This is a genomic window from Roseateles sp. (assembly GCF_039595595.1).
In the GTDB taxonomy this organism is placed as follows: domain Bacteria; phylum Pseudomonadota; class Gammaproteobacteria; order Burkholderiales; family Burkholderiaceae_C; genus Roseateles.
In genome coordinates, this window is the sequence record NZ_JBCNLG010000006.1 from 135737 (window position 1) to 155054 (window position 19318).

Sequence of the window (19318 nt, forward strand, 5' to 3'; positions counted from 1 at the left end):
CTAGAATGCGAATAATTGTTATTTGCAGGAAAGCCGCGCCATGCTTTCTCCCGAATCCCGCCGCCTCTGGACCTGGCCGATCGCGCTGGGCGTGCTGAGCACGTCCGGGCTGCTCACGGCGCTGGTCTCCGACGACTGGGGCGACACCTGGTCCTGGGTCGGGCTGGGCGTGCCGGTGCTGGTGATCGCCTGGTTTGCCTGGCGGCCCCAGCGGGCGGACTGAACTCCTGAGGACCCGACGATGCTGAGCTCGCGCGCCATCCGGATCTGGACCTGGCTTCACAAGTGGACCAGCCTGATCTGCACCCTTTTCATGCTGCTGCTGTGCCTGACGGGCCTGCCGCTGATCTTCCACCACGAGATCGGTCACCTGTTGGGCGATGAAATCGAGGCGCCCGAACTGCCCGCCGCGATGGACCGGCAGCGCGTCTCGCTGGACACCATGGCTCAGGCGGCCAAGGCGCAGCATCCGCAGCTGATCATCCAGTACGCCGGCGAGAACGAGGACGATCCGCGCCTGTGGTGGTTCACGCTCGCCGCGACGCCGGAGCCCACCTCGGACTACAAGTCCGTCGCCGTCGACGCGCGCACCGGCCTGGTCGTGCGTGAGTACCGCATCGGCGAAGGCTTCATGGACCTGATGTTCCGGCTGCACGTGGACATGTTCGCGGGCCTGCCGGGCAAGCTCTTCCTCGGCTTCATGGGCCTGCTGCTGCTGATCGCGCTGGTCAGCGGCGTGGTGCTCTACGCGCCGTTCATGCGCAAGCTCGACTTCGGCGCCGTGCGCAAGGACCGCTCCACGCGCGTGAAATGGCTGGACCTGCACAACCTGATCGGCATCGTGACGCTGGTGTGGTGCTTCGTCGTCGGCGCGACCGGGATGATCAACACCTGGGCCGAGCTGCTGGTCCAGTACTGGCAGTACGACAAGGTCAGCGCGCTGCTGGCGCCCTACAAGAACCAGCCGCTGCTCAAGGCCGAGGAACGCGCACCGCTGCAGGCCTCGCTGGACACGGCGATGCATGCGGGCGACAAGCGCAAGGTGTCGTTCATCGCCTTCCCGGGGACGGCGTTCTCCAGCCCGCACCACAACACCTTCTTCCTGAAGGGTTCGACGCCGCTGACCTCCAAGTTGCTGCAGCCGCTGCTGATCGATGCCCGCAGCTCGCAGCTGACGGCCGCGCCCGAGCTGCCGTGGTATTTGACGGCGCTGCTGGTGTCGCAGCCGCTGCATTTCGGCGACTACGGCGGCATGCCGATGAAGATCCTCTGGGCCTTGCTGGACGTGGCGACCATCGTGGTGCTGGGCAGCGGCCTGTACCTGTGGCTGCGCAAGCCGCAGGGTGCCCGCAAGAGCGCCAAGGGCGTGGCTGCCGGCGGCCTGGACGAGGCCAAATCTCCTGAAACCGCGGCCGCCTGATCGCCAGTCCGCACGATCATTTCCCCGCAATGCCTGAATCGCACAAGCCCGACTCTCCCAAGCACCAGATCGAGAGCCTGCAATCGAGCGGCCTGAAGGCGACGCTGCCGCGCATCAAGGTGCTACAGATCTTCGAGCAATCGAACCAGCGCCACCTCAGCGCCGAGGACGTCTACCGCCTGCTGCTGCAGGAGGGCGCCGACATCGGCCTGGCGACGGTGTACCGGGTGCTGATGCAGTTCGTCGAGGCGGGGCTGCTGGCGCGGCAGCACTTCGAGTCCGGCAAGGCGGTGTTCGAGCTCAACTCGGCGCAGCATCACGACCACATGGTCTGCCTGGCCTGCGGGCGGGTCGAGGAGTTCTACGACGCCGGCATCGAGCAGCGTCAGCGCGAGATCGCCGAGGAGCGCGGCTACGAGCTGGTCGAGCACGCGCTGGCGCTGTACGGGCTATGTTCGGATCCGGCGTGCCAGGCCAAGCGCCGGCGCTGAGCGGCGCGAAGGCCGGCGATGCGAATCCGCACAATCCGGCAGATCCCTGTTGAACACTGGATGGGCATACAGTACATTTCCACCCATCGCAGCCATTCACGGCTGCCACAGGAGATGGCAATGCAAATGCTCAAGCAAACGGTCTGGTCTTCGTTGAACAACGCGGATGCCTGGGTGGTGTGCATCGGCGTCATGTCCTGTCTGGGATTGGCGACGGGCCTGCTGGGTTGAGACCCTGGCGAGCCGGCGCCTCCGGAGTTCCGTTCGCGGAGCCGCGGTCCCCGCTCGAGGGGACCTGTCTTTTTCAGTTCTCAAGTCTTGGTCCGCTGCCCCTCACCGGGGCAGCGGATTTTTTTCGTCCGCGGCGTCCAACCCAGCGCTCTTCACGAACTCGACGAACGCGCGCAGCGGCGCCGGCAGGTAGCGCCGACCGGGGTAGTAGAGGAACGGACCGCTGAAGGACGTCCACCAGTCCTGGAGCACCGGCACCAGCGCGCCACTGTCCAGATGCGGGCGCAGCCAGTCCTCGAAGGTCTGGATCACGCCGCCGCCCGCGACCGCCACGTCGATGGCCAGGTCCAGCCCGCCGCCCAGCCGCACCACCAGCGGACCCGCGGGATCGACGCTGATGATCTCGCCATCGCGCTCGAACTCGTAGGCGGGCATCGCCCCGCTCGGGAAACGCCCCCGCAGACAGCGGTGGCCCAGCAGGTCGCGAGGATGCGCCGGCTCGCCGTGCGCCGCCAGATAGGCCGGGGACGCCACCGTCGCCACGCGCTGCCGCCGCGGGCCGATCGGGAGGGCGATCGTGTCCTGCTCCAGCCGTTCCTCATAGCGGATGCCGGCATCGCAGCCCGCTGCGAGCACAGCAACTGGCCGGCCCCGGTGTCTTCGGGCCGCCCAAGGACCGCGCCGCCGCTGTCGCGCTGCTGCGCGAGGCGATCGAACTGGGCGTCGACCACATCGACACCAGCGATTTCTATGGTCCGCACATCACCAACCAGATCATTCGCGAGGCGCTGCATCCCTACCGCGACGGTCTCACGATCGTGACCAAGGTCGGCGCCCGGCGCGGCGACGACGCTTCCTGGCTGCCGGCGCAGTCGGCGGCGGAACTCAGGGCGCAGGTGCACGACAACCTGCGCCACCTCGGCCTGGAGGTGCTCGATGTGGTGAATCTGCGCAGCATGCTCGATGTGCATGGACCGGCCGAAGGCTCGCTGGAACCGCAGGTCACGGCGCTGGCGGAGCTGCAGCGCCAGGGGCTGATTGCCGGCTCGACGCGCTCACAGCGGCGTGAGCACCGGCTCACCCGCTTCCCAGCGCCGGGCGTTCTCCAGGAACAGATCGATGGTCGCCTGGACCGACTCCGGCGACCAGCCGGCGATGTGCGGCGTGAGGATGACGTTGGGGAAACCCAGCAGCGCCTCTGGCGGCTTCGGTTCCGATTCGTAGACGTCGAGCGCGGCGCCGCCCAACTCGCCCGCCGCGAGCGCCGCTGCGAGGGCGGCCGTGTCGACCAGGCTGCCGCGCGCGATGTTGACGACATGCCCCTGCGGCCCGAGCGCCTTCAGCACCTCGGCGTTGACTAGGTGCTTCGTCGCGGGGCCGCCGGGAGCGGCCACCACGATGAAATCGGCCCATTGGGCCAGCGCCACCGGCGTGGCGAAGTACGGGCAGCCCAGCGCGTCATGGCGCTCGCGGCGGTTGTGATAGCCGACCTCCATGTCGAAGGCCAGCGCGCGGCGGGCAATGCGCAGCCCGATGGTGCCCATGCCGAGGATCCCGAGCCGGCGTCCGTTGACGCTGGGTCGCAGCGGCAGCGCGTCGCGCCAGATGCCGGCGCGCAGCGCCTGCTCCTGCTGCGGCAGCGCCCGCACCGAGGCCAGCAGCAAGGCCATCGCGTGATCGGCCACGCAGGAGTCATTGGTGCCGGCGCCATTCCACAGCGTGATGCCGCGCGCCTTGGCCGCGGCCACGTCGATCGCCTCGTAACCGGCGCCGAGCGCGGCAGCCGCGCGCAGCCGGGGCATCGCGGCGATCTCGTCGGCGCGCAGGCCGATCGCGCCGATCGTCAGGACGATCTCGACCTCCGCGCCCTGCTCGGCGACGGCCTTTGCGCGCGCCTCGGCGTCCGGCGCGTAGATCACGTCGTGGTGGGCGCGAAGCTGCGACAAATGGATTTCCGCCGTCGGCATCAGGACGAGCAGCTTGCGGCGGGGAGCGGGGGAAGGCGTGGCGGACACGGGAACCTCGGAAGCGAAGACACGGAAGGCGGAGGGCTCGCCGGCCATGATAGGAGCGGCCTCCGCCCTGACCACAGGGGCAGGCGCGCGTTTCGCACGAAGCGGCCTCTCGTGCCATGTTGATCTCCCACCTCCATGGCCTGAAGGAGCGCCGCGACAGGCTGCGGCCAGACCCCGGACAGGTTTCTGAAGGGCGGGGCGGGCATCCTGCGCAGCTCCGCGCGGGAGGCCTTCGAGGCAGGTCATCCCGCGCGCACTGCAGAACGAGAAAGCGACGCTCATGGACCGCCGCCACTACTATCCGCGCCCGGCCGTCGAGGCCGGCACCAACCGCTGGGACTGGGCCCTGCTGCCGCTGGTGCTCGCGCTGCTGGTCCTGCTGGCCTATGGCGCCGCGCAGATGGCCCGCCCGTTCGCGCTCGGCGATCCGCTGCCGCTGTCGCTGGACCCCTCGCACCTGCCCTACTACCTGCTGCGCACCAACCTGCGCATGCTGGCCGCCATGGTGCTGGCGCTGCTCTTCAGCGCGGTCTTCGCGGTGCTCGCCGCCAAGGTCCGCGCGGCCGAGAAGGTGCTGGTGCCCATGCTCGACATCCTGCAGTCCATCCCCATCCTGGGCTTCCTGTCGATCACGGTCACCGGCTTCATCGCGCTCTTCCCCGGCAACCTGCTGGGCGTCGAATGCGCGGCCATCTTCGCGATCTTCACCTCGCAGGCCTGGAACATGGCCTTCAGCCTCTACCAGTCGCTGCGCACCGTGCCGTCCGAGCTCGACGAGGCCGCGCGCGTGTTCCAGCTCTCCGGCTGGCAGCGCTTCTGGCGCCTGGAGCTGCCCTTCGCGATGCCCGGACTGCTGTGGAACATGATGATGTCCATGTCCGGCGGCTGGTTCTTCGTCGTGGCTTCCGAGGCGATCGCGGTCTCCGACCAGAGCATCAAGCTGCCCGGCGTGGGTTCCTACATCGCGCTGGCGATCGAGGCGCGCGACCTCGGCGCCATCGGCTGGGCCATCGTGGCGATGCTGGTGGGCATCCTGCTCTACGACCAGCTGGTGTTCCGGCCGCTGGTGGCCTGGGCGGACAAGTTCCGCTTCGAGGACAGCGGCGCCGACGCCGCGCCCAACTCGTGGATGCTGAACTGGCTGCGCCGCACCTCGCTGACGCGGCGCGTCGCGGCCTGGATCGTGGACCGGCTCGAGGGCAGCCTGATCTGGTTCCGCCGCCACCATGACGGCACCTCGATCCGCGCGTGGCCGCGCATCGCCAGCGCCACCTGGCAGCGCGCCTGGGACGCGGTGATCGCCGCGGCGGTGATGGTGGCGCTCTACCACCTGATCCGCTTCGTCCACACCGAGGTCGGCTGGGGCGAGGCCGGCCATGTCTTCGGCCTGGGCATGCTGACGCTGATCCGCGTGATGGTGCTGATCGCGCTGGCGGCGCTGGTGTGGGTGCCGGTGGGGATCTGGATCGGCATGAATCCGCGCTGGTCCGGCCGGCTGCAGGCGGTGGCGCAGTTCCTGGCGGCCTTCCCGGCCAACCTGCTGTTCCCGGTGGTGGTGGTGCTGATCGTGCGTTGGAAGCTCAATCCGGACGTGTGGCTGTCGCCGCTGATGATCTTCGGCACGCAGTGGTACCTGCTGTTCAACGTCATCGCGGGCGCCTCCAGCATTCCCGCCGAGCTGCGCCACGCGGCGCGCAACCTCGGACTGAGCGGCTGGCTCAAGTGGCGGCGCTACCTGCTGCCGGCGGTGTTCCCCAGCTTCGTCACCGGCGCGATCACCGCCAGCGGCGGTTCCTGGAACGCCAGCATCGTGGCCGAGTACGTCTCCTGGGGCGACACCACGCTGCAGGCCCATGGCCTGGGCAGCTACATCGCCGAGATGACCGCCAAGGGCGACTTCCCGCGGATCGCGCTGGGCATCGGCGTGATGTGCATCTTCGTGATGAGCCTGAACCATTTCGTCTGGCGGCGCCTGTACCGGCTGGCCGAAGACCGCATGCACCTGTGAGGACACCGGCATGACCGCATCCATCATCGAACTCCATGGCGTGGGCAAGCGCTTCCGCTCCGCCGACGGCCATCCGCGGCCCGTGCTGGAGGACGTGGACTTCCATCTGCGCGAGGGCGAGATCGTGGCACTGCTGGGGCAGTCGGGCTCGGGCAAGAGCACGCTGCTGCGGATCATGGCTGGGCTGGTGCCGGCCGACGCGGGCCAGGTGCGCTATCGCGGCCAGCCGCTGTCGGGGCCGGCGCGGGGCGTGAGCATGGTGTTCCAGTCGTTCGCGCTCTTCCCGTGGCTGACGGTGCAGCAGAACGTCGAGCTGGGTCTGGAGGCGCGCGGCGTCGCCAAGGCCGAGCGCGAGGCCAGGGCCGAGGCGGCGATCGCGCTGATCGGGCTGGGCGGCTTCGAAGGCGCGCTGCCGCGCGAGCTGTCGGGCGGGATGCGCCAGCGGGTGGGCATCGCGCGGGCGCTGGTGACCGATCCGGACGTGCTGCTGATGGACGAGGCCTTCTCGGCGCTGGACGTGCTGACCGGCGAGCGGCTGCGCGAGGACATCCTGGAGCTGTGGGAGGGCGGGCACATGCCGACGCGGGCGATGCTGGTGGTGTCGCACAACATCGAGGAGGCCGTGATGATGGCCGACCGCGTGCTGATCTTCGCGAGCGACCCGGGGCGGATCCGCTGCCAGCTGTCGGTGCAGCTGCCGCGGCCGCGCGATCCGGAGAGCGCCGACGTGCGCGCGCTGATCGACGAGGTCTATGCGCTGATGACAGCCGGCGCGGCGCGCCCGGCGCGCACGGCTGGCGCGGTGGACGCGGCGACGGCACCGGCCCCGCTGGCCGAGCGCCTGCCGGCGGCGGATGTGGCGCGGATGGACGGGCTGCTGGAGCTGCTCGCCGAATCGCCTTTCGACGGCCGGGCGGACCTGCCGCAGCTGTGCGAGGAGGCGGGCCTGCCGGACTCGGAGCTGCTGCCGGTCGCGCACGCGCTGGCGCTGCTGGGGCTGGCGCAGCTCGACAGCGGCGACCTGCAGTTGACGCCGCTGGGCCGGCGCTACGTCGAGGGCTCGCACGGCCTGCGGCGCGACCTCTTCGGCCAGCAGCTGATGGCGCACGTGCCGCTGATCGCGCACATCCGCCACAGCCTGGAGCAGGAGCCCAGCGGCGTGATGCCGGACAAGCCGGTGCTGCGCCTGCTCAGCGAGCACCTGGACGACGCCGAAGCCGATGCGGTGCTGCAGACCGCGGTGACGTGGGCGCGGCACGGCGAGGTGTTCGAGTACGACTACAACACTGGCGCGCTTCGGCTGCCAACGGGCGAGGACGACACGGCGACGCGTTGACGTGCTGGGCGGTGCGCGTGACGCGTGGCGGGTGCGAAACCGTGAAGGGGATGGGTAGAGTCGAGGCTTCGCGTCCTCCTCGAGCCTGCTCCGATGAAACGCCTTGCCCATTCCCGGCTGAAGTCCCACAGCACTGACCGCCTGCTGCGACAGGCTCTGCGGCACTGGCATGCCGACGCGGGCTGGCGCGCCATCCAGGAGCTCCAGCTGAGAGGCTCGCCGTCGCTGCTGGCGACGCTCACCGCGATGAGCGCGAGCCCGCGCGCACGTCGCCGGGCGGTGGCCTTGTCGATCGCCAGCCAGCTGACGCGCCGGGTGCAAGGCGAATGCACCATGTTCGCGGAGGCCGAGACCCAGCAACTGCTTCTGCGGGGTCTTTCGGACCCGCATCACGATGTCGTGCGCGCGGCGGTGAGCGGATTGGGGCACCGGCCGCATGCGGCCAGCGTGGAGGCGCTGCTGCGGCTCGCGACGAGCGCGGACAGCCAGATGCGCTGGCAGGTCGCCGTGGCGCTGGGTTCCTACGAAGAGCCAGAGGCGATCGAGGGCTTGATCCGGCTGTCCTCCGATCCATCGAACGAGGTGCGGGACTGGGCCACCTTCGGCCTGGGCACACTGCGCGACGACGACACGCCGGAGATCCGCGCGGCGCTGCGCCGCAATCTGAGCGATGACGATCTCGATGTGCGCGGGGAAGCGCTGGTCGGGCTCGCGCGGCGCGGAGACGACGGCATCGTCGAAGCGCTGATCAAGCTGCTCACGCCCGATTGCCATGTCTACGAGCTGGATGCCGCGGAGGCGCTCGCCGATCCACGGCTCGTCGAGCCGCTGCAGGCGCTGACCAAGGCCGCCGGCCGGTCATCCACGAACGCGTACTGGCAGGCGCGGCTGGATGATGCGCTGGAGGCCTGTTCGGGTCAGGCGGTGCCTGTTGGGATCCAGCAAAGCAATGACTCCTGACTGTCTGCCGCAGTTTGCACATCGGGGTCGACTCGCGCCAAGGTTGCACCTTCGTAGGGCTCATGCAACGGACCAAGGACAAAGCGAGCCCGCAGTTCACGCAGCATGATGTAAGGCTTGATGCAGCGGACATTGAAATCCTTGCAAACATCCGGGATCTTGACCTTCCTCTTCGACCCGGATGAACGCTCCATCGTCACCACGGCGTGCCCGTGCGCGACGGCAAAGGCGATGAGTGCGCTGTCGGCAGACTTCATGAATCCTCGCACGGCCTCACGGGTGAACTGCATGTCACGGGCCCATAGCTCGATCGAATGGCGTGCGCCAACAACCTCGGGATCCGTAGGCAAGAAGAAGCCTGGAGACTGGACCGCGACCCAAGGCGATATCTCCGGATCGGTTAGTTCATCACGCACCTCGACGACGCTGAACACCTGCCCGTCCGCGTGGCTATCGCTCAGCCATCGCCAGAAGGCGGGACAGAAGTCCATGCCGTAATGTTGGTTCTTTGCTTCGATGAGCACGTTTGCGTCAAGCAGGTAGGCCATGTCAGATCTCGATGTCCAGTGACCGACCGATCGCGTTGAAGGCGTCGGTGGAGTTGATGCCCAGCAGGCGGAAGGCCTCGGTGAAAGTTGTCTGTCCTTCCAGCGTGTGATTGATCAAGGACCACGCGAATCGCCGGCTCGCCCGGGCGGCCACTCGCGCGCAGAAGTCGGCGTCCGGTGGTCGCTCGAGCACCAATTGCCGGTCGGTCACCAGTGCGCTCAGCAGGTCGATTGCCTCGTCAGCCACGCCATCGCACCAGCGGGCAACCACGTCACCAGCCGCAGATGCGCGGTTGGGACGCGTGACGGCGGAGGCCCCCAACCACAACAGGGCGAGGTGCCGAGCCAATACGCGGAGCTGGGCGGCGGGTGCGAGCGCTTCGTTGATGAAGATCGCCGGCGCCCAACCATCGGCCAGCGTGATGCCATGGACGGCGTCCGTCTCGGGCCCGTCTTCCGGATCGTCTGACGCCACGGGGCCGACCATCACGAGGATGCCCGCCGACTCGGCCAGTTCTACGGCTGCCTCGACCAGGCTTGCGCGCCGTTGTGGTCCGTGGAACGAGCGCCCCGACGCTCCCAACAAGGCGCGTATTGATCCGGCCGCGAATCCATGCCTCGCTCCCAGTGGCACGCTGCCTACAAAGCCAAGACGATCCTCCTGCGTCTCGGCCAGGTAGTCTCGGTACCACTCCTGGCGCACTTCGCAGCGATGCAGGGTGGCTGCCAGGCGTCGGTCCGCATTCGGGCGAACGCCAATCAGCGCCTGCTCCGGCAAAGGTCCCAGCGGACTTGTTGGGCCGTGAGGGGCCCAGAGAAATGAGCCCATGTATTGATCGCATTGCATGGTGCGCATTGCACTGCGTCATTCGCCGAGGCGCGATCCTCAATTCATTGAGAGATTGGCCTCGCTCGAAACATGCAGCTTCAGGTGGAAGACGTCACCGCCCCTCCTCGATCGATGTCGTCTCGGCTGCCTTGGAATCGCCACTGGACGGCGTCGCCTGGCGCGGTTCAGCGAAGACTCTTGAGCGCCAGCATGTGGGAGCAGCGCCGGTCCGGCTCCGCAATATCTGCACCCCGCCTTCGCCAGCCGCACAATGAGCGCCTTCCCCCACTGCGCCGCAGCCTGCCCATGCTCCCCCGCATCAGCGAAGAGATCACCTTCCGCAAGCTCGAGATCCTGATCACCTTCCTGGAGAGCGGCAGCCTCGCGCGCGCGGCGGAGAAGCTGGGCACCAGCGCCGTCAGCGTGCACCGCGCGCTGCATTCGCTGGAGGCCGGCACGCGCTGCGCGCTGTTCCGGCTCGAGGGCCGCAACCTGCAGCCCACCGACGCCGCCCACGCGCTCGCCGACGTCGGCCGCGAGATCCTGCAGCGCATGGACGAGGGCATCAACGCCACCCGCGCCCTCGCCGGCTACGCGGCCGAGCGCATCCGCATCGGCTCGCTGTACTCGCTGACCAGCGGCACCGTGCCGTCGATGATCATGGCGCTCAAGACCCGCAAGCCCGACGTGCAGGCCGAGTTGATCCTGGGCTCCAACGCCGACCTCACCCAGCGCCTGCGCGACGGCACCCTCGACGCGGCCGTCATGGGCCTGCCCGATGGCGCCACCGACATCGAGACCCACGCCCTCTTCGAGGACACGCTCTACTTCGCCGCCCCGGCCAGCTCGCCCTACGCGCGCCGCGAGGCGATCGACCTGCAGGACTGCACCGAAGAGCGCTTCGTCAGCCTGCAGGACGGCTTCGTCACCTACAGCCGCTTCCTCGACGCCTTCCGCATCGCCGGCTTCGAGCCGCAGATCGTGATGAAGACCAACGACATCTTCTCGCTGATGAACCTGGTGGGCGGCGGCATCGGCTGCACGCTGCTGCCCGGCCGCGTGCGCGCCGTGCTCCCGCCCAGCGTCCGCCTGATTCCGCTGCAGGACCGCTACGCCGTGCGCCAGACCATCGCGCTGTGCTTCCTGCGCGCCCGCGAGCGCGATCCCAACCTGCTGGCGCTGCTCGCCGCCAGCCGCACGCTGCGCCTGAGCGGCAGCTGAAGCGCCCCCGCCCGCTCCGGACCGCTCCGGACCGCTCCGGACCGTTCCGCTGGCCGTAACCGTCGGGCGGCGCGGTTGATTGATCCGTCGCCGCGGCGCCCGTACCGTCCATGCCCATGGACCACATCCCCATGGACACCAAGGCCCGCGACCGCGCCGCCCGGCTCGCCGCGGCGCGCGACGCGCTCGGCGCGCGCCTGGCCGGCAAGCGCGTCGACACCGGCGCCATCGTCGACCTGCTCCACGCCGTGCTGCGGCCCGGCGACCGCGTCTGCCTGGAAGGCAACAACCAGAAGCAGGCCGACTTCCTGGCCAAGGCGCTGGTCCAGCTCGACCCGGCACGCATCCACGACCTGCACCTGGTCCAGTCGGTCATCGCGCTGCCCGAGCACCTGGACGTCTTCGAGCGCGGCATCGCCAGCCTGCTCGACTTCAGCTTCTCCGGCCCGCAGGGCGCGCGGCTGGCCAAGCTGCTCTCGGCCGGCCGGCTGCGCATCGGCGCGATCCACACCTACCTCGAGCTGTTCGCCCGCTACTTCGTCGACCTCACGCCCAAGGTCTCGCTGATCGCGGCGCAGGCCGCGGACGCGCACGGCAACCTCTACACCGGCCCCAACACCGAGGACACGCCCGCCATCGTCGAGGCCACCGCGTTCTCCGGCGGCATCGTGATCGCGCAGGTCAACGAGCTGCTGCCCGAAGGCGGCGCCCTGCCCCGCGTCGACGTGCCGGCGGACTGGGTCGACATGGTCGTGCTGGCGCCGACGCCGCATTTCATCGAGCCCCTCTTCACCCGCGACCCGGCGCAGATCAGCGAGATCCAGGTGCTGATGGCGATGATGGCCATCAAGGGCATCTACGCCGAGTACGGCGTGCAGCGCCTGAATCACGGCATCGGCTTCGACACCGCCGCGATCGAGCTGCTGCTGCCGACCTATGGCGAATCGCTCGGCCTGAAGGGGAAGATCTGCCGCCACTGGGCGCTGAACCCGCATCCCGCGTTGATCCCGGCGATCGAGGCCGGATGGGTGGAGTCGGTGCACTCGTTCGGCTCCGAGCTCGGCATGGAGGACTACCTGCGCGCCCGCTCGGACGTCTTCTTCACCGGGCCCGACGGCAGCCTGCGCAGCAACCGGGCGTTCTGCCAGGCGGCGGGCCATTACGCCTGCGACCTCTTCATTGGCTCGACGCTGCAGATGGACCTGATGGGCAACAGCTCGACGGCGACGCTGGGCCGGATCGCCGGCTTCGGCGGCGCGCCCAACATGGGCGCCGACGCGCGCGGCCGCCGCCATGCCAGCCCCGCCTGGCTGAAGGCCGGCCAGGAAGCGCGCGCCCATCAGCGCGGCGCCGCCGCCACGCCGCGCGGCCGCAAGCTGGTGGTGCAGATGGTGGAGACCTTCCGCGAGCACATGCAGCCCGCCTTTGTCGAGACGCTGGACGCCTGGGAGCTGCAGCGCCAGGCCGGCATGGACCTGCCGCCGATCATGATCTACGGCGACGACGTCACCCACGTCCTCACCGAGGAGGGCATCGCCAATCTGCTGCTGTGCCGCGACGACGCGGAGCGCGAGCAGGCCATCCGCGGCGTCGCCGGCTACACGGCGGTCGGACTGGGCCGGGACCATCGCGCCGTGGAAAACCTGCGCGACCGCGGCGTGATCCGGCGTCCCGGGGACCTGGGCATCGACCCGCGCCTGGCCACGCGCAACCTGCTGGCCGCGCGCGGCATGCGCGACCTGGTGCGCGCCTCCGGCGGCCTCTACCGCCCGCCCAAACGCTTCCGCAACTGGTGAGCGCCGAGCCCGCGCCCTGAGCTTCCGCCTTCACCCCGCACGACAGCACGACCACGACACGCCATGACGCCCATGCCACCCGGTCTTGAGACCCTCGACTTCCGCTTCGCCGGCACCCGCGCCGTGCCGTCCTTCGCGCCGGTGGTGGTCGGCGTGGTCGGCTCAGGCAATCTCGAGGTGATGCTCGAGCCCAGCGACGGCGCCGACTGCGCGGTCCGCGTCCAGACCTCGGCGCGCGGCTTCGCGCCGATCTGGCAGGCCGTGCTCGACGACTTCCACCGCCGCCACGGCCTGGCCGGCGTGCGCGTGTCCATCAACGACATGGGCGCCACGCCCGCCGTCGTCAGCCTGCGGCTCGACCAGGCCGTGCAGGAGCTGCGCCCATGACCGCCCAGTCCTATGCCGAATGCTCGGCGCGTGAGCGCCTGGCGCTGCTGCTCGATCCGGGCAGCTTCCACGAATGGCTGCCGCCGCAGGAGCGCCTGATGAGCCCGCATCTGGCGCAGCTCGGCGTGCCGTGCGCCTTCGACGACGGCGTGGCCATCGGCCGCGCCACGCTGGACGGGCGGACGGTGTTCGTCGCCGCGCAGGAAGGCGCCTTCATGGGCGGCGGCGTGGGCGAGGTCCATGGCGCCAAGCTCACCGGGCTGCTGCGCCGCGCGCGGCGCGATCGCCCGGCGGCGGTGCTGCTGCTGCTCGATTCGGGCGGCGTGCGCCTGCACGAGGCCAACGCCGGCCTCATCGCGGTCTCCGAGGTGATGCGCGCGGTGCTCGATGCGCGTGACGCCGGCATTCCGGTGATCGGCCTGATCGGCGCGGCCAACGGGTGCTTCGGCGGCATGGGCATCGTGGCGCGCTGCCTCGACCGGGTCGTGATGAGCGACGTCGGCCGCCTGGCGATGTCCGGCCCCGAGGTGATCGAGGCCTCCCATGGCGTCGAGGAGTTCGACGCGCGCGATCGCGCGCTGGTCTGGCGCACGACCGGCGGGAAGCACCGCTGGCTGACAGGCGATTGCGACGCGCTGGTCGAGGACGACGTCGCCGCCTTCCGCCGCGCCGCGATCGATGCGATGACGGCCTTGCCCGCCGCGCGGCCGGTCACGCCCGAATCGCTGGAAGCCGAGCACGCGCTGCTCGCCGCGCGGCTGGCGCTGCTCGATGAGCCGGTCGATGGCGACGATGCAGCCGCCCTGTGGCGGCGGCTCGGCGTCGAGGACGCGGCGCGGGTGCCGGACCTCGACGTGGCCGATGTGCTGCCGCTGCGCGCGCTGGCGCGCTGACCTTCGGGAGAGCAAGACATGGACTGGAACACCTTGGCCGCCACGCTGCTCGGTTCCGCCGACACGCTCACGCTGGACGGCGATTTCCTGCACGGCACGGCCGACTTCGATGGCCAGCCGCTCACCCTCGTCGGCACGACGCATCATGCGCCGATCGGCGTCCGGCTCGCGCTGGCGCAGGCGCGCGTGCTGCTGGACACCATCGCCCGTCATCCCGGCCGGACCATCCTGCTGCTCATCGACACGCAAGGGCAGCAGTTGCGCCGCCGCGATGAGCTGCTCGGCATCAACCGCGCGATGGCGCATCTCGGGATGACGATCGACCTGGCGCGGCGCCGCGGACACCGCGTGCTGGGGCTGATCTACGACCAGGCGCTGTCGGGCGGCTTCATCACCTCGGGTTTGATTGCCGATGCCTGCGACGCACTGCCCGAGGCCGAGATCCGCGTCATGCGCATCCCGGCGATGTCGCGCGTGACCAAGCTGCCGGAGGCCATGCTGGAGGAGCTCTCCCAGTCCAACCCGGTGTTCGCGCCCGGCGTCGAGAACTACGTGGCGATGGGCGGCGTGCGGCGGCTCTGGCGCGGCGATCTGCGCGAGGCGCTGCGGCAGGCGCTGGCCGACGCGCCGGTCGAGGACCGCCGCGCGATCGACGGCGCGCAGCGGGGCGGCCGGCGGCTCGCGGCCTCGGTCATGCAGCGCGTGCTCGACGCCGCCTGATCGCGGCCATCCTCTTCCCGGACCTTCCCGGACCTTCCCGGAGACGCCGTCATGACGCGACTTCACCGCCATCAATTGATCCGGCCGACGCCGGCCGCATGGGACCGCTTGTGCGCGAACGCGCGCGATCCCGTCGAGCGCGAATGCCTGACGCTGTGGTCCTCGCGCGGGCTGCCGCTGGTGGTGACGCAGCAGCGCTGCGGTGCCGGCTGCGGTGCCGGTTCCGATATCGGCAGCGATCCCGAATCGATCGCCGCGGGACTGTCCGCGCCGCTGCGCTGGGAATCGCGCCGCATCGGCGTGAGCCTGGCGCGCCGCGAGGTGCTGTTCTTCGACGAGTTTCCGGCCGTCCGCGCGCTCGCGAAGCTGCTGCCTTCACCGGCGCGGCCGGCCTGGGACGCGCTCTGCCGCGCGGCGCAGGCCGGCGGCGTCCAGCCGCGCGTCTACGGCAGTTACGGGTGGCAAGCCATGACCGGCATGGCTCACGTGCGGGCTGACTCCGACATTGACCTCTGGGCCGGTGTGACCAGCGCGGAGCAGGCCGACGCGACGGCCGCGCTGCTCGCCCATGCCGAGATCGCCGGGCTGCGCCTGGACGGCGAACTCGTCTTCGATGGCGACAGCGCCGTGTCGTGGCGCGAGTGGCTCACCTGGCGCGCGGGAGGCACGCGCTCGATCCTCGTGAAGTCGCTCGGCGGCAGCCGGCTCGCCAGCTCGCTGGGCGAGATCGTCCGCGCCATCAAGGCGGCGGCCTGACCTCCGATGCGTGCCTCGACAGCGCCCCCCGCGCTCGCAGTGCTCGCAGGGCTCGCCCTGAGCGCGGAGTCCATCGGCCGCGCCGCGGTGCTCGCGCTGCACGATGAGCTCGCGCTCTCACCCAAGCCCGGGCTGGTCACGCTGACCAGCAACGGCAGTCACCGCGACATGGACGCGCGGACCTTCCTGCGCAGCATGTCGGCGCTGCGGCCCTACTTCGTGGAGATCGCCGGTCTGGGCGCGCACGGCGCGCCCTTCCCCGATCTGGAGCAAGCCGGCCTGCGCGCGGAAGCTCGCATGCTCGCGGCCACAGGCGGCGTCAACACGCATCGCGGCGCGATCTTCCTGCTCGGCCTGCTGTGCGCGGCGGCGGGCGCGGTCGCGGCGGCCGGTTGGCCGCCGACGCCGGCCTCGATCCGTTCCACCTTGATCGATCGCTGGGGCGAAGCGCTCCGCCAGCGCGCATCGCGCCCCTCCTCGCTGCCGGGCGGGATCGCGGCCCGCAAGCTCGGCCTGCGCAGCGCGTCGGAGGAAGCGGCGCTCGGCTTCCCGGCGGTCTTCGACATCGGCGTGCCCGCGATGCAGTCCGCGCTCACGCGTGGTCTACCGGCCGAGCACGCGCGCCTCGACGTCTTCTTCCATCTGATGGCCGTGCTCGACGACAGCAACCTCGCGCATCGCGGCGGGCTCGATGGATTGCGCTTCGCGCAGGACGCCGCGCGCGAGTTCCTCGCACTCGGCGGCGCGGCGCATCCGGACGCGATCCCTCGCGCCGAGCGGCTCTCGCTCGCGTTCGAAGCCCGCTGGCTGTCGCCCGGCGGCTCGGCCGACATGCTCGCCGCGGTCTGCTGGATGCGCAGGATCGGCGCACTGGGAGCGGTGATGTGAGCGTCGCCATCGTCTTCAGCGGTCAAGGGAACCAGCATCCGCTGATGCTGCCCTGGCTGCGCGAGGACGAGCGGCTCCATCAGATGCGCTCGATCCTCGGCGTGGACGATTGGCGGGCGGCCCTGTCCGACTCCGCCTGGAGCCGCGTCAATGCGCACGCGCAGGTGCTGCTCACCGCGACAGGTCTCGCTGCGTGGGCGCAGCTGCAGCTGGCGATGAGGGCCGCATCGATCGAAGCCGGCGCCGTGGCCGGCTACAGCGTGGGCGAACTGGCGGCCTGCGCCGCTGCGGACGTGTTCAGCGCCGATGAGGCGATCTCCCTCGCGCGCGATCGCGCCGCCTTCATGGACGCGGCGAGCGCGCGGGAAGCGGGCGGCCTCAGCGGCATCACCGGCATCGATGCGAGAACGCTGGACGCCCTGCTGAACGGCACGCGCGTGAGCGTGGCCATCCGCAATGGCGAGGACACCGTCGTGGCCGGCGGACCGCTCGACGCCCTCGACATGCTGGAAGCCGCCGCCGCCGCGCGAGGCGCGCGCTGCACACGGCTGGCGGTCTCGGTCGCCTCGCATACGCCGCTCATGCGCGAGGCCGCCGAGGCTTTCGGCATCGCGCTGTCCGCCTTGCCGTTGAAGGCGCCCTCGCGGCCCCTTTTCGACAGCGGCGCGAACCGGGTGTGGCGTGCCGACGAGGCGCGATGGGGCCTGGCGCGCCAGATCGCGGCGACCGTGCGCTGGGACGAGGTGATGGACCAGCTCGCCGCGCGCGGGCCATGCTGCGTGCTCGAGATCGGAGGCGGTCAGGCGCTCGCGCGGCTGTGGCAGCAGCGTCATCCCGCCATCCCGGCCCGCTCCGCCGACGAGTTCCGCACGCTCGACGGCGTGCTGACCTGGATCGCCCGCTGCGCGGGCTGAGCGCCCGGGTTCACCCTTGATCGTTGCAGCGTCCGTAACGGTCTCTTGAAGTGCTTGATTGAAGCGGCATCGCGCCACCGATACCGTCCGGCCCACAAGAGATAAGGCGGCTGGCGCCGGACATGCCGGCGCGCCCCCAACCGGAGACAAGCATGACGATTCACTGGATGTCGATCCTGCCGCTGGCAGCCATGTTCGTGGTTGCCACGGCGCTGCCGATCAACATGGGCGTACTGGCCTTCGTCGGCGCCTTCCTGGTCGGCACGCTGGTGGCCGGGATGAACGCGAAGGCCATCATGGCCGGCTTCCCCGCCGACCTCTTCCTCACGCTGGCGGGCATCACCTACCTCTTCGCGCTGGCGCAGAACAACGGCACGATCGACTGGCTGGTGCGGCTCGCGGTGCGCGGCGTGCGCGGCCGCATCGCGGCGATCCCGTGGATCATGTTCCTGATCGCGGCGCTGCTGACCTCGGTCGGCGCGGTCAGCCCGGCGGCCGTCGCGATCATCGCGCCCATCGCCCTGGGCTTCGCCGCGCGGCACGGCATCAACCCGCTGATGATGGGCCTGATGGTCATCCACGGCGCGCAGGCGGGCGGCTTCTCGCCGATGAGCATCTACGGCGGCATCACCAACAAGATCGTCGCCAAGGCCGGCCTGCCGCTGAGCGAGATGACGACCATGCTCGCGAGCTTCGGAGTGAACTTCGCGGTGGCGCTGGGCCTGTTCATCGCGCTCGGCGGGCCGGCGCTGGTGCGGCGGGGCCGCGTCGCGGAGGACCCCGACATCGCGCCCATTCCTCCAGTGGCGCGCGCGCAGGGTGGCCCGCAGGTCTTCGGCGACGCCGAGGCGGCGTCCTATGGCGAGGGGCAGCGCGTCGCGGCGAACCGGTCCTCGATGCTGGGCCAGGTGCAGACGCAGACCTTCGCGCGCACCGACTTCCATCAGGTGATCACCGCGCTGGGCCTGCTGCTGCTGGCGGTGCTGACGCTGGGCTACAAGCTGGACATCGGCTTCGTCTCGATCACCATCGGCCTGGCGCTGAGCCTTCTGCAGCCGCGCCTGCAGAAGAGCGCGCTGGGCCAGGTGTCGTGGCCGGAGATCATGCTGATCGTCGGCGTGAGCACCTATGTGGGCGTGATGGAGAAGATGGGGACGATCGCCTACGTCGGCAACAGCGTCGCGGACCTGACCTCGCCGCTGATGGCGGCGCTGCTGCTTTGCTTCGTGGGGGCGGTGGTGTCGGCCTTCGCGTCGTCGACGGCGGTGCTGGGCTCGCTGATTCCGCTCGGAGTGCCTTTCCTGACCGGCGACAACGCCGCCATGGCGATCGGGTTCATCGCCGCGATGGCGGTGTCATCGACGATCGTGGACGTGAGCCCGTTCTCGACCAACGGTGCGCTCGTGCTGGCCAATGCCAAGGGCATGGACCGCGACCGCTTCTTCCGGCTGCTGCTGCTCTACGGCGCGGCGGTCACCGTGATCGCGCCGGTCGCCGTCTGGGGGCTGTTCGTGGTGCTGTGACGCTCACCCGTCGACGAAGGCCGCTGCGATCATCTCCCCCGCGTTGATCGGCGACGGCTCGTCGACGCGCGGGGTGTAGATCATGTCCCCGGCGCGGATGGCGCAGCCGCTGAGCACGCAGATGCCGTCGCGCTTGGAGGGGACCATGTCCCAGATCTGGTAGCCGTAATGGCAGGCGCCGGGATCGGACCAGGAGATGGCGGCCGTGCGCGGCGTGGGGCGGTCCAGCACGTGGATGGTCGGCGAGGCGCGCGTGATGCCCGCCCGCGAGGGCGAAGCCAGCAGCCCCTCCGGCACGCCGCCGTTCCCGAGCCATGACACCGTGCGCAGCCAACCGTCGCGGGTTGGGTCGCTTGCGAGATCCCTGTGCATGCCGCACCGC

At 70.1% G+C, this 19318-nt stretch carries 19 protein-coding genes and 2 pseudogenes; 16 read left to right on the forward strand and 5 right to left on the reverse strand.

All coding sequences use genetic code 11. The annotated features are described in order from the left end of the window. Positions 1-40: 40 nt before the first annotated feature. The 3 genes from ABDW61_RS10145 to fur are packed head-to-tail and all read left to right on the forward strand — an operon-like array spanning position 41 to position 1911. Positions 41-223 carry a hypothetical protein gene (locus ABDW61_RS10145; RefSeq protein WP_343638362.1) on the forward strand — a complete coding sequence of 61 codons (183 nt, stop codon included), beginning with the start codon at positions 41-43 and terminating at the stop codon, positions 221-223. 21 nt (positions 224-244) lie between these two features. After that, positions 245-1420 (forward strand): PepSY-associated TM helix domain-containing protein, encoded by a 1176-nt coding sequence (locus ABDW61_RS10150; RefSeq protein WP_343638549.1) that lies wholly within the window; start codon positions 245-247, stop codon positions 1418-1420. Positions 1421-1449: 29 nt separating this feature from the next. After that, complete coding sequence (gene fur, locus ABDW61_RS10155) at positions 1450-1911, forward strand: ferric iron uptake transcriptional regulator (RefSeq protein WP_343638364.1); 462 nt, start codon at positions 1450-1452, stop codon at positions 1909-1911. 333 nt (positions 1912-2244) lie between these two features. Here fur and ABDW61_RS10160 read toward each other — a convergent pair. Then, positions 2245-2784 (reverse strand): annotated as a pseudogene (locus ABDW61_RS10160) (LysR substrate-binding domain-containing protein); the annotation flags it as partial. Between ABDW61_RS10160 and ABDW61_RS10165 the strand changes: the two are divergent. After that, a pseudogene (locus tag ABDW61_RS10165) lies at positions 2781-3182 on the forward strand (aldo/keto reductase); the annotation flags it as partial. The pseudogenes ABDW61_RS10160 and ABDW61_RS10165 sit on opposite strands and share 4 nt — an antisense overlap. Positions 3183-3197: 15 nt before the next feature. Here the strand turns inward: ABDW61_RS10165 and ABDW61_RS10170 are convergent. Then, entirely contained in the window at positions 3198-4109 is a 912-nt protein-coding gene (locus ABDW61_RS10170) for an NAD(P)-dependent oxidoreductase (RefSeq protein ID WP_343638550.1), read from the reverse strand. 328 nt (positions 4110-4437) lie between these two features. Between ABDW61_RS10170 and ABDW61_RS10175 the strand changes: the two genes are divergently transcribed. From ABDW61_RS10175 to ABDW61_RS10185, 3 genes are all read left to right on the forward strand, one after another. Next, entirely contained in the window at positions 4438-6165 is a 1728-nt protein-coding gene (locus tag ABDW61_RS10175; protein ID WP_343638366.1) for an ABC transporter permease subunit, read from the forward strand. 10 nt (positions 6166-6175) lie between these two features. Beyond that, positions 6176-7501 carry a nitrate/sulfonate/bicarbonate ABC transporter ATP-binding protein gene (locus tag ABDW61_RS10180; protein ID WP_343638368.1) on the forward strand — a complete coding sequence of 442 codons (1326 nt, stop codon included), beginning with the start codon at positions 6176-6178 and terminating at the stop codon, positions 7499-7501. A 246-nt stretch (positions 7502-7747) separates the two neighbouring features. Beyond that, the gene (locus ABDW61_RS10185) at positions 7748-8461 is read left to right on the forward strand and encodes a HEAT repeat domain-containing protein (RefSeq protein ID WP_343638369.1); all 714 of its coding nucleotides are present in this window, start codon (positions 7748-7750) and stop codon (positions 8459-8461) included. On the opposite strand, the gene ABDW61_RS10190 is transcribed toward ABDW61_RS10185, so the two are convergent. Both ABDW61_RS10190 and ABDW61_RS10195 read right to left on the reverse strand, forming a co-directional pair. Then, positions 8419-9009 carry a DUF4411 family protein gene (locus ABDW61_RS10190; RefSeq protein ID WP_343638370.1) on the reverse strand — a complete coding sequence of 197 codons (591 nt, stop codon included), beginning with the start codon at positions 9007-9009 and terminating at the stop codon, positions 8419-8421. The genes ABDW61_RS10185 and ABDW61_RS10190 overlap by 43 nt on opposite strands. Position 9010: 1 nt before the next feature. Further along, a complete protein-coding gene (locus ABDW61_RS10195) occupies positions 9011-9865 on the reverse strand; it encodes a hypothetical protein (RefSeq protein WP_343638371.1) in 855 nt (284 codons plus the stop codon). Positions 9866-10144: 279 nt separating this feature from the next. On the opposite strand from ABDW61_RS10195, the gene ABDW61_RS10200 reads away from it, so the two are divergent. The 9 genes from ABDW61_RS10200 (at position 10145) to ABDW61_RS10240 (ending at position 18936) form a co-directional block, all read left to right on the forward strand. Continuing rightward, complete coding sequence (locus tag ABDW61_RS10200; RefSeq protein ID WP_343638373.1) at positions 10145-11059, forward strand: LysR substrate-binding domain-containing protein; 915 nt, start codon at positions 10145-10147, stop codon at positions 11057-11059. 116 nt (positions 11060-11175) lie between these two features. Then, complete coding sequence (gene mdcA / locus ABDW61_RS10205) at positions 11176-12855, forward strand: malonate decarboxylase subunit alpha (protein ID WP_343638375.1); 1680 nt, start codon at positions 11176-11178, stop codon at positions 12853-12855. Between the two features lie 63 nt (positions 12856-12918). Further along, complete coding sequence (mdcC, locus tag ABDW61_RS10210; RefSeq protein ID WP_343638377.1) at positions 12919-13242, forward strand: malonate decarboxylase acyl carrier protein; 324 nt, start codon at positions 12919-12921, stop codon at positions 13240-13242. After that, positions 13239-14135 carry a biotin-independent malonate decarboxylase subunit beta gene (locus ABDW61_RS10215; protein ID WP_343638378.1) on the forward strand — a complete coding sequence of 299 codons (897 nt, stop codon included), beginning with the start codon at positions 13239-13241 and terminating at the stop codon, positions 14133-14135. Before mdcC ends, ABDW61_RS10215 begins: the two co-directional genes overlap by 4 nt. Positions 14136-14153: 18 nt before the next feature. Then, the gene (locus tag ABDW61_RS10220; protein ID WP_343638379.1) at positions 14154-14855 is read left to right on the forward strand and encodes a biotin-independent malonate decarboxylase subunit gamma; all 702 of its coding nucleotides are present in this window, start codon (positions 14154-14156) and stop codon (positions 14853-14855) included. 51 nt (positions 14856-14906) lie between these two features. Further along, a complete protein-coding gene (gene mdcG / locus ABDW61_RS10225) occupies positions 14907-15611 on the forward strand; it encodes a malonate decarboxylase holo-[acyl-carrier-protein] synthase (RefSeq protein WP_343638380.1) in 705 nt (234 codons plus the stop codon). Between the two features lie 39 nt (positions 15612-15650). Beyond that, the gene (gene mdcB, locus ABDW61_RS10230; protein WP_343638381.1) at positions 15651-16499 is read left to right on the forward strand and encodes a triphosphoribosyl-dephospho-CoA synthase MdcB; all 849 of its coding nucleotides are present in this window, start codon (positions 15651-15653) and stop codon (positions 16497-16499) included. Continuing rightward, positions 16496-17413, forward strand: coding sequence for an acyltransferase domain-containing protein (locus ABDW61_RS10235; RefSeq protein WP_343638382.1), 918 nt, complete (start codon positions 16496-16498; stop codon positions 17411-17413). Before mdcB ends, ABDW61_RS10235 begins: the two co-directional genes overlap by 4 nt. A gap of 152 nt (positions 17414-17565) precedes the next feature. Further along, positions 17566-18936, forward strand: a complete 1371-nt coding sequence (locus ABDW61_RS10240) for an SLC13 family permease (RefSeq protein ID WP_343638384.1) — start codon at positions 17566-17568, stop codon at positions 18934-18936. A 3-nt stretch (positions 18937-18939) separates the two neighbouring features. On the opposite strand, the gene ABDW61_RS10245 is transcribed toward ABDW61_RS10240, so the two are convergent. Continuing rightward, on the reverse strand, positions 18940-19308 hold the full coding sequence (locus ABDW61_RS10245; protein ID WP_343638386.1) for a DUF3331 domain-containing protein: 369 nt from the start codon (positions 19306-19308) through the stop codon (positions 18940-18942). Between the last annotated feature and the right edge of the window lie 10 nt (positions 19309-19318).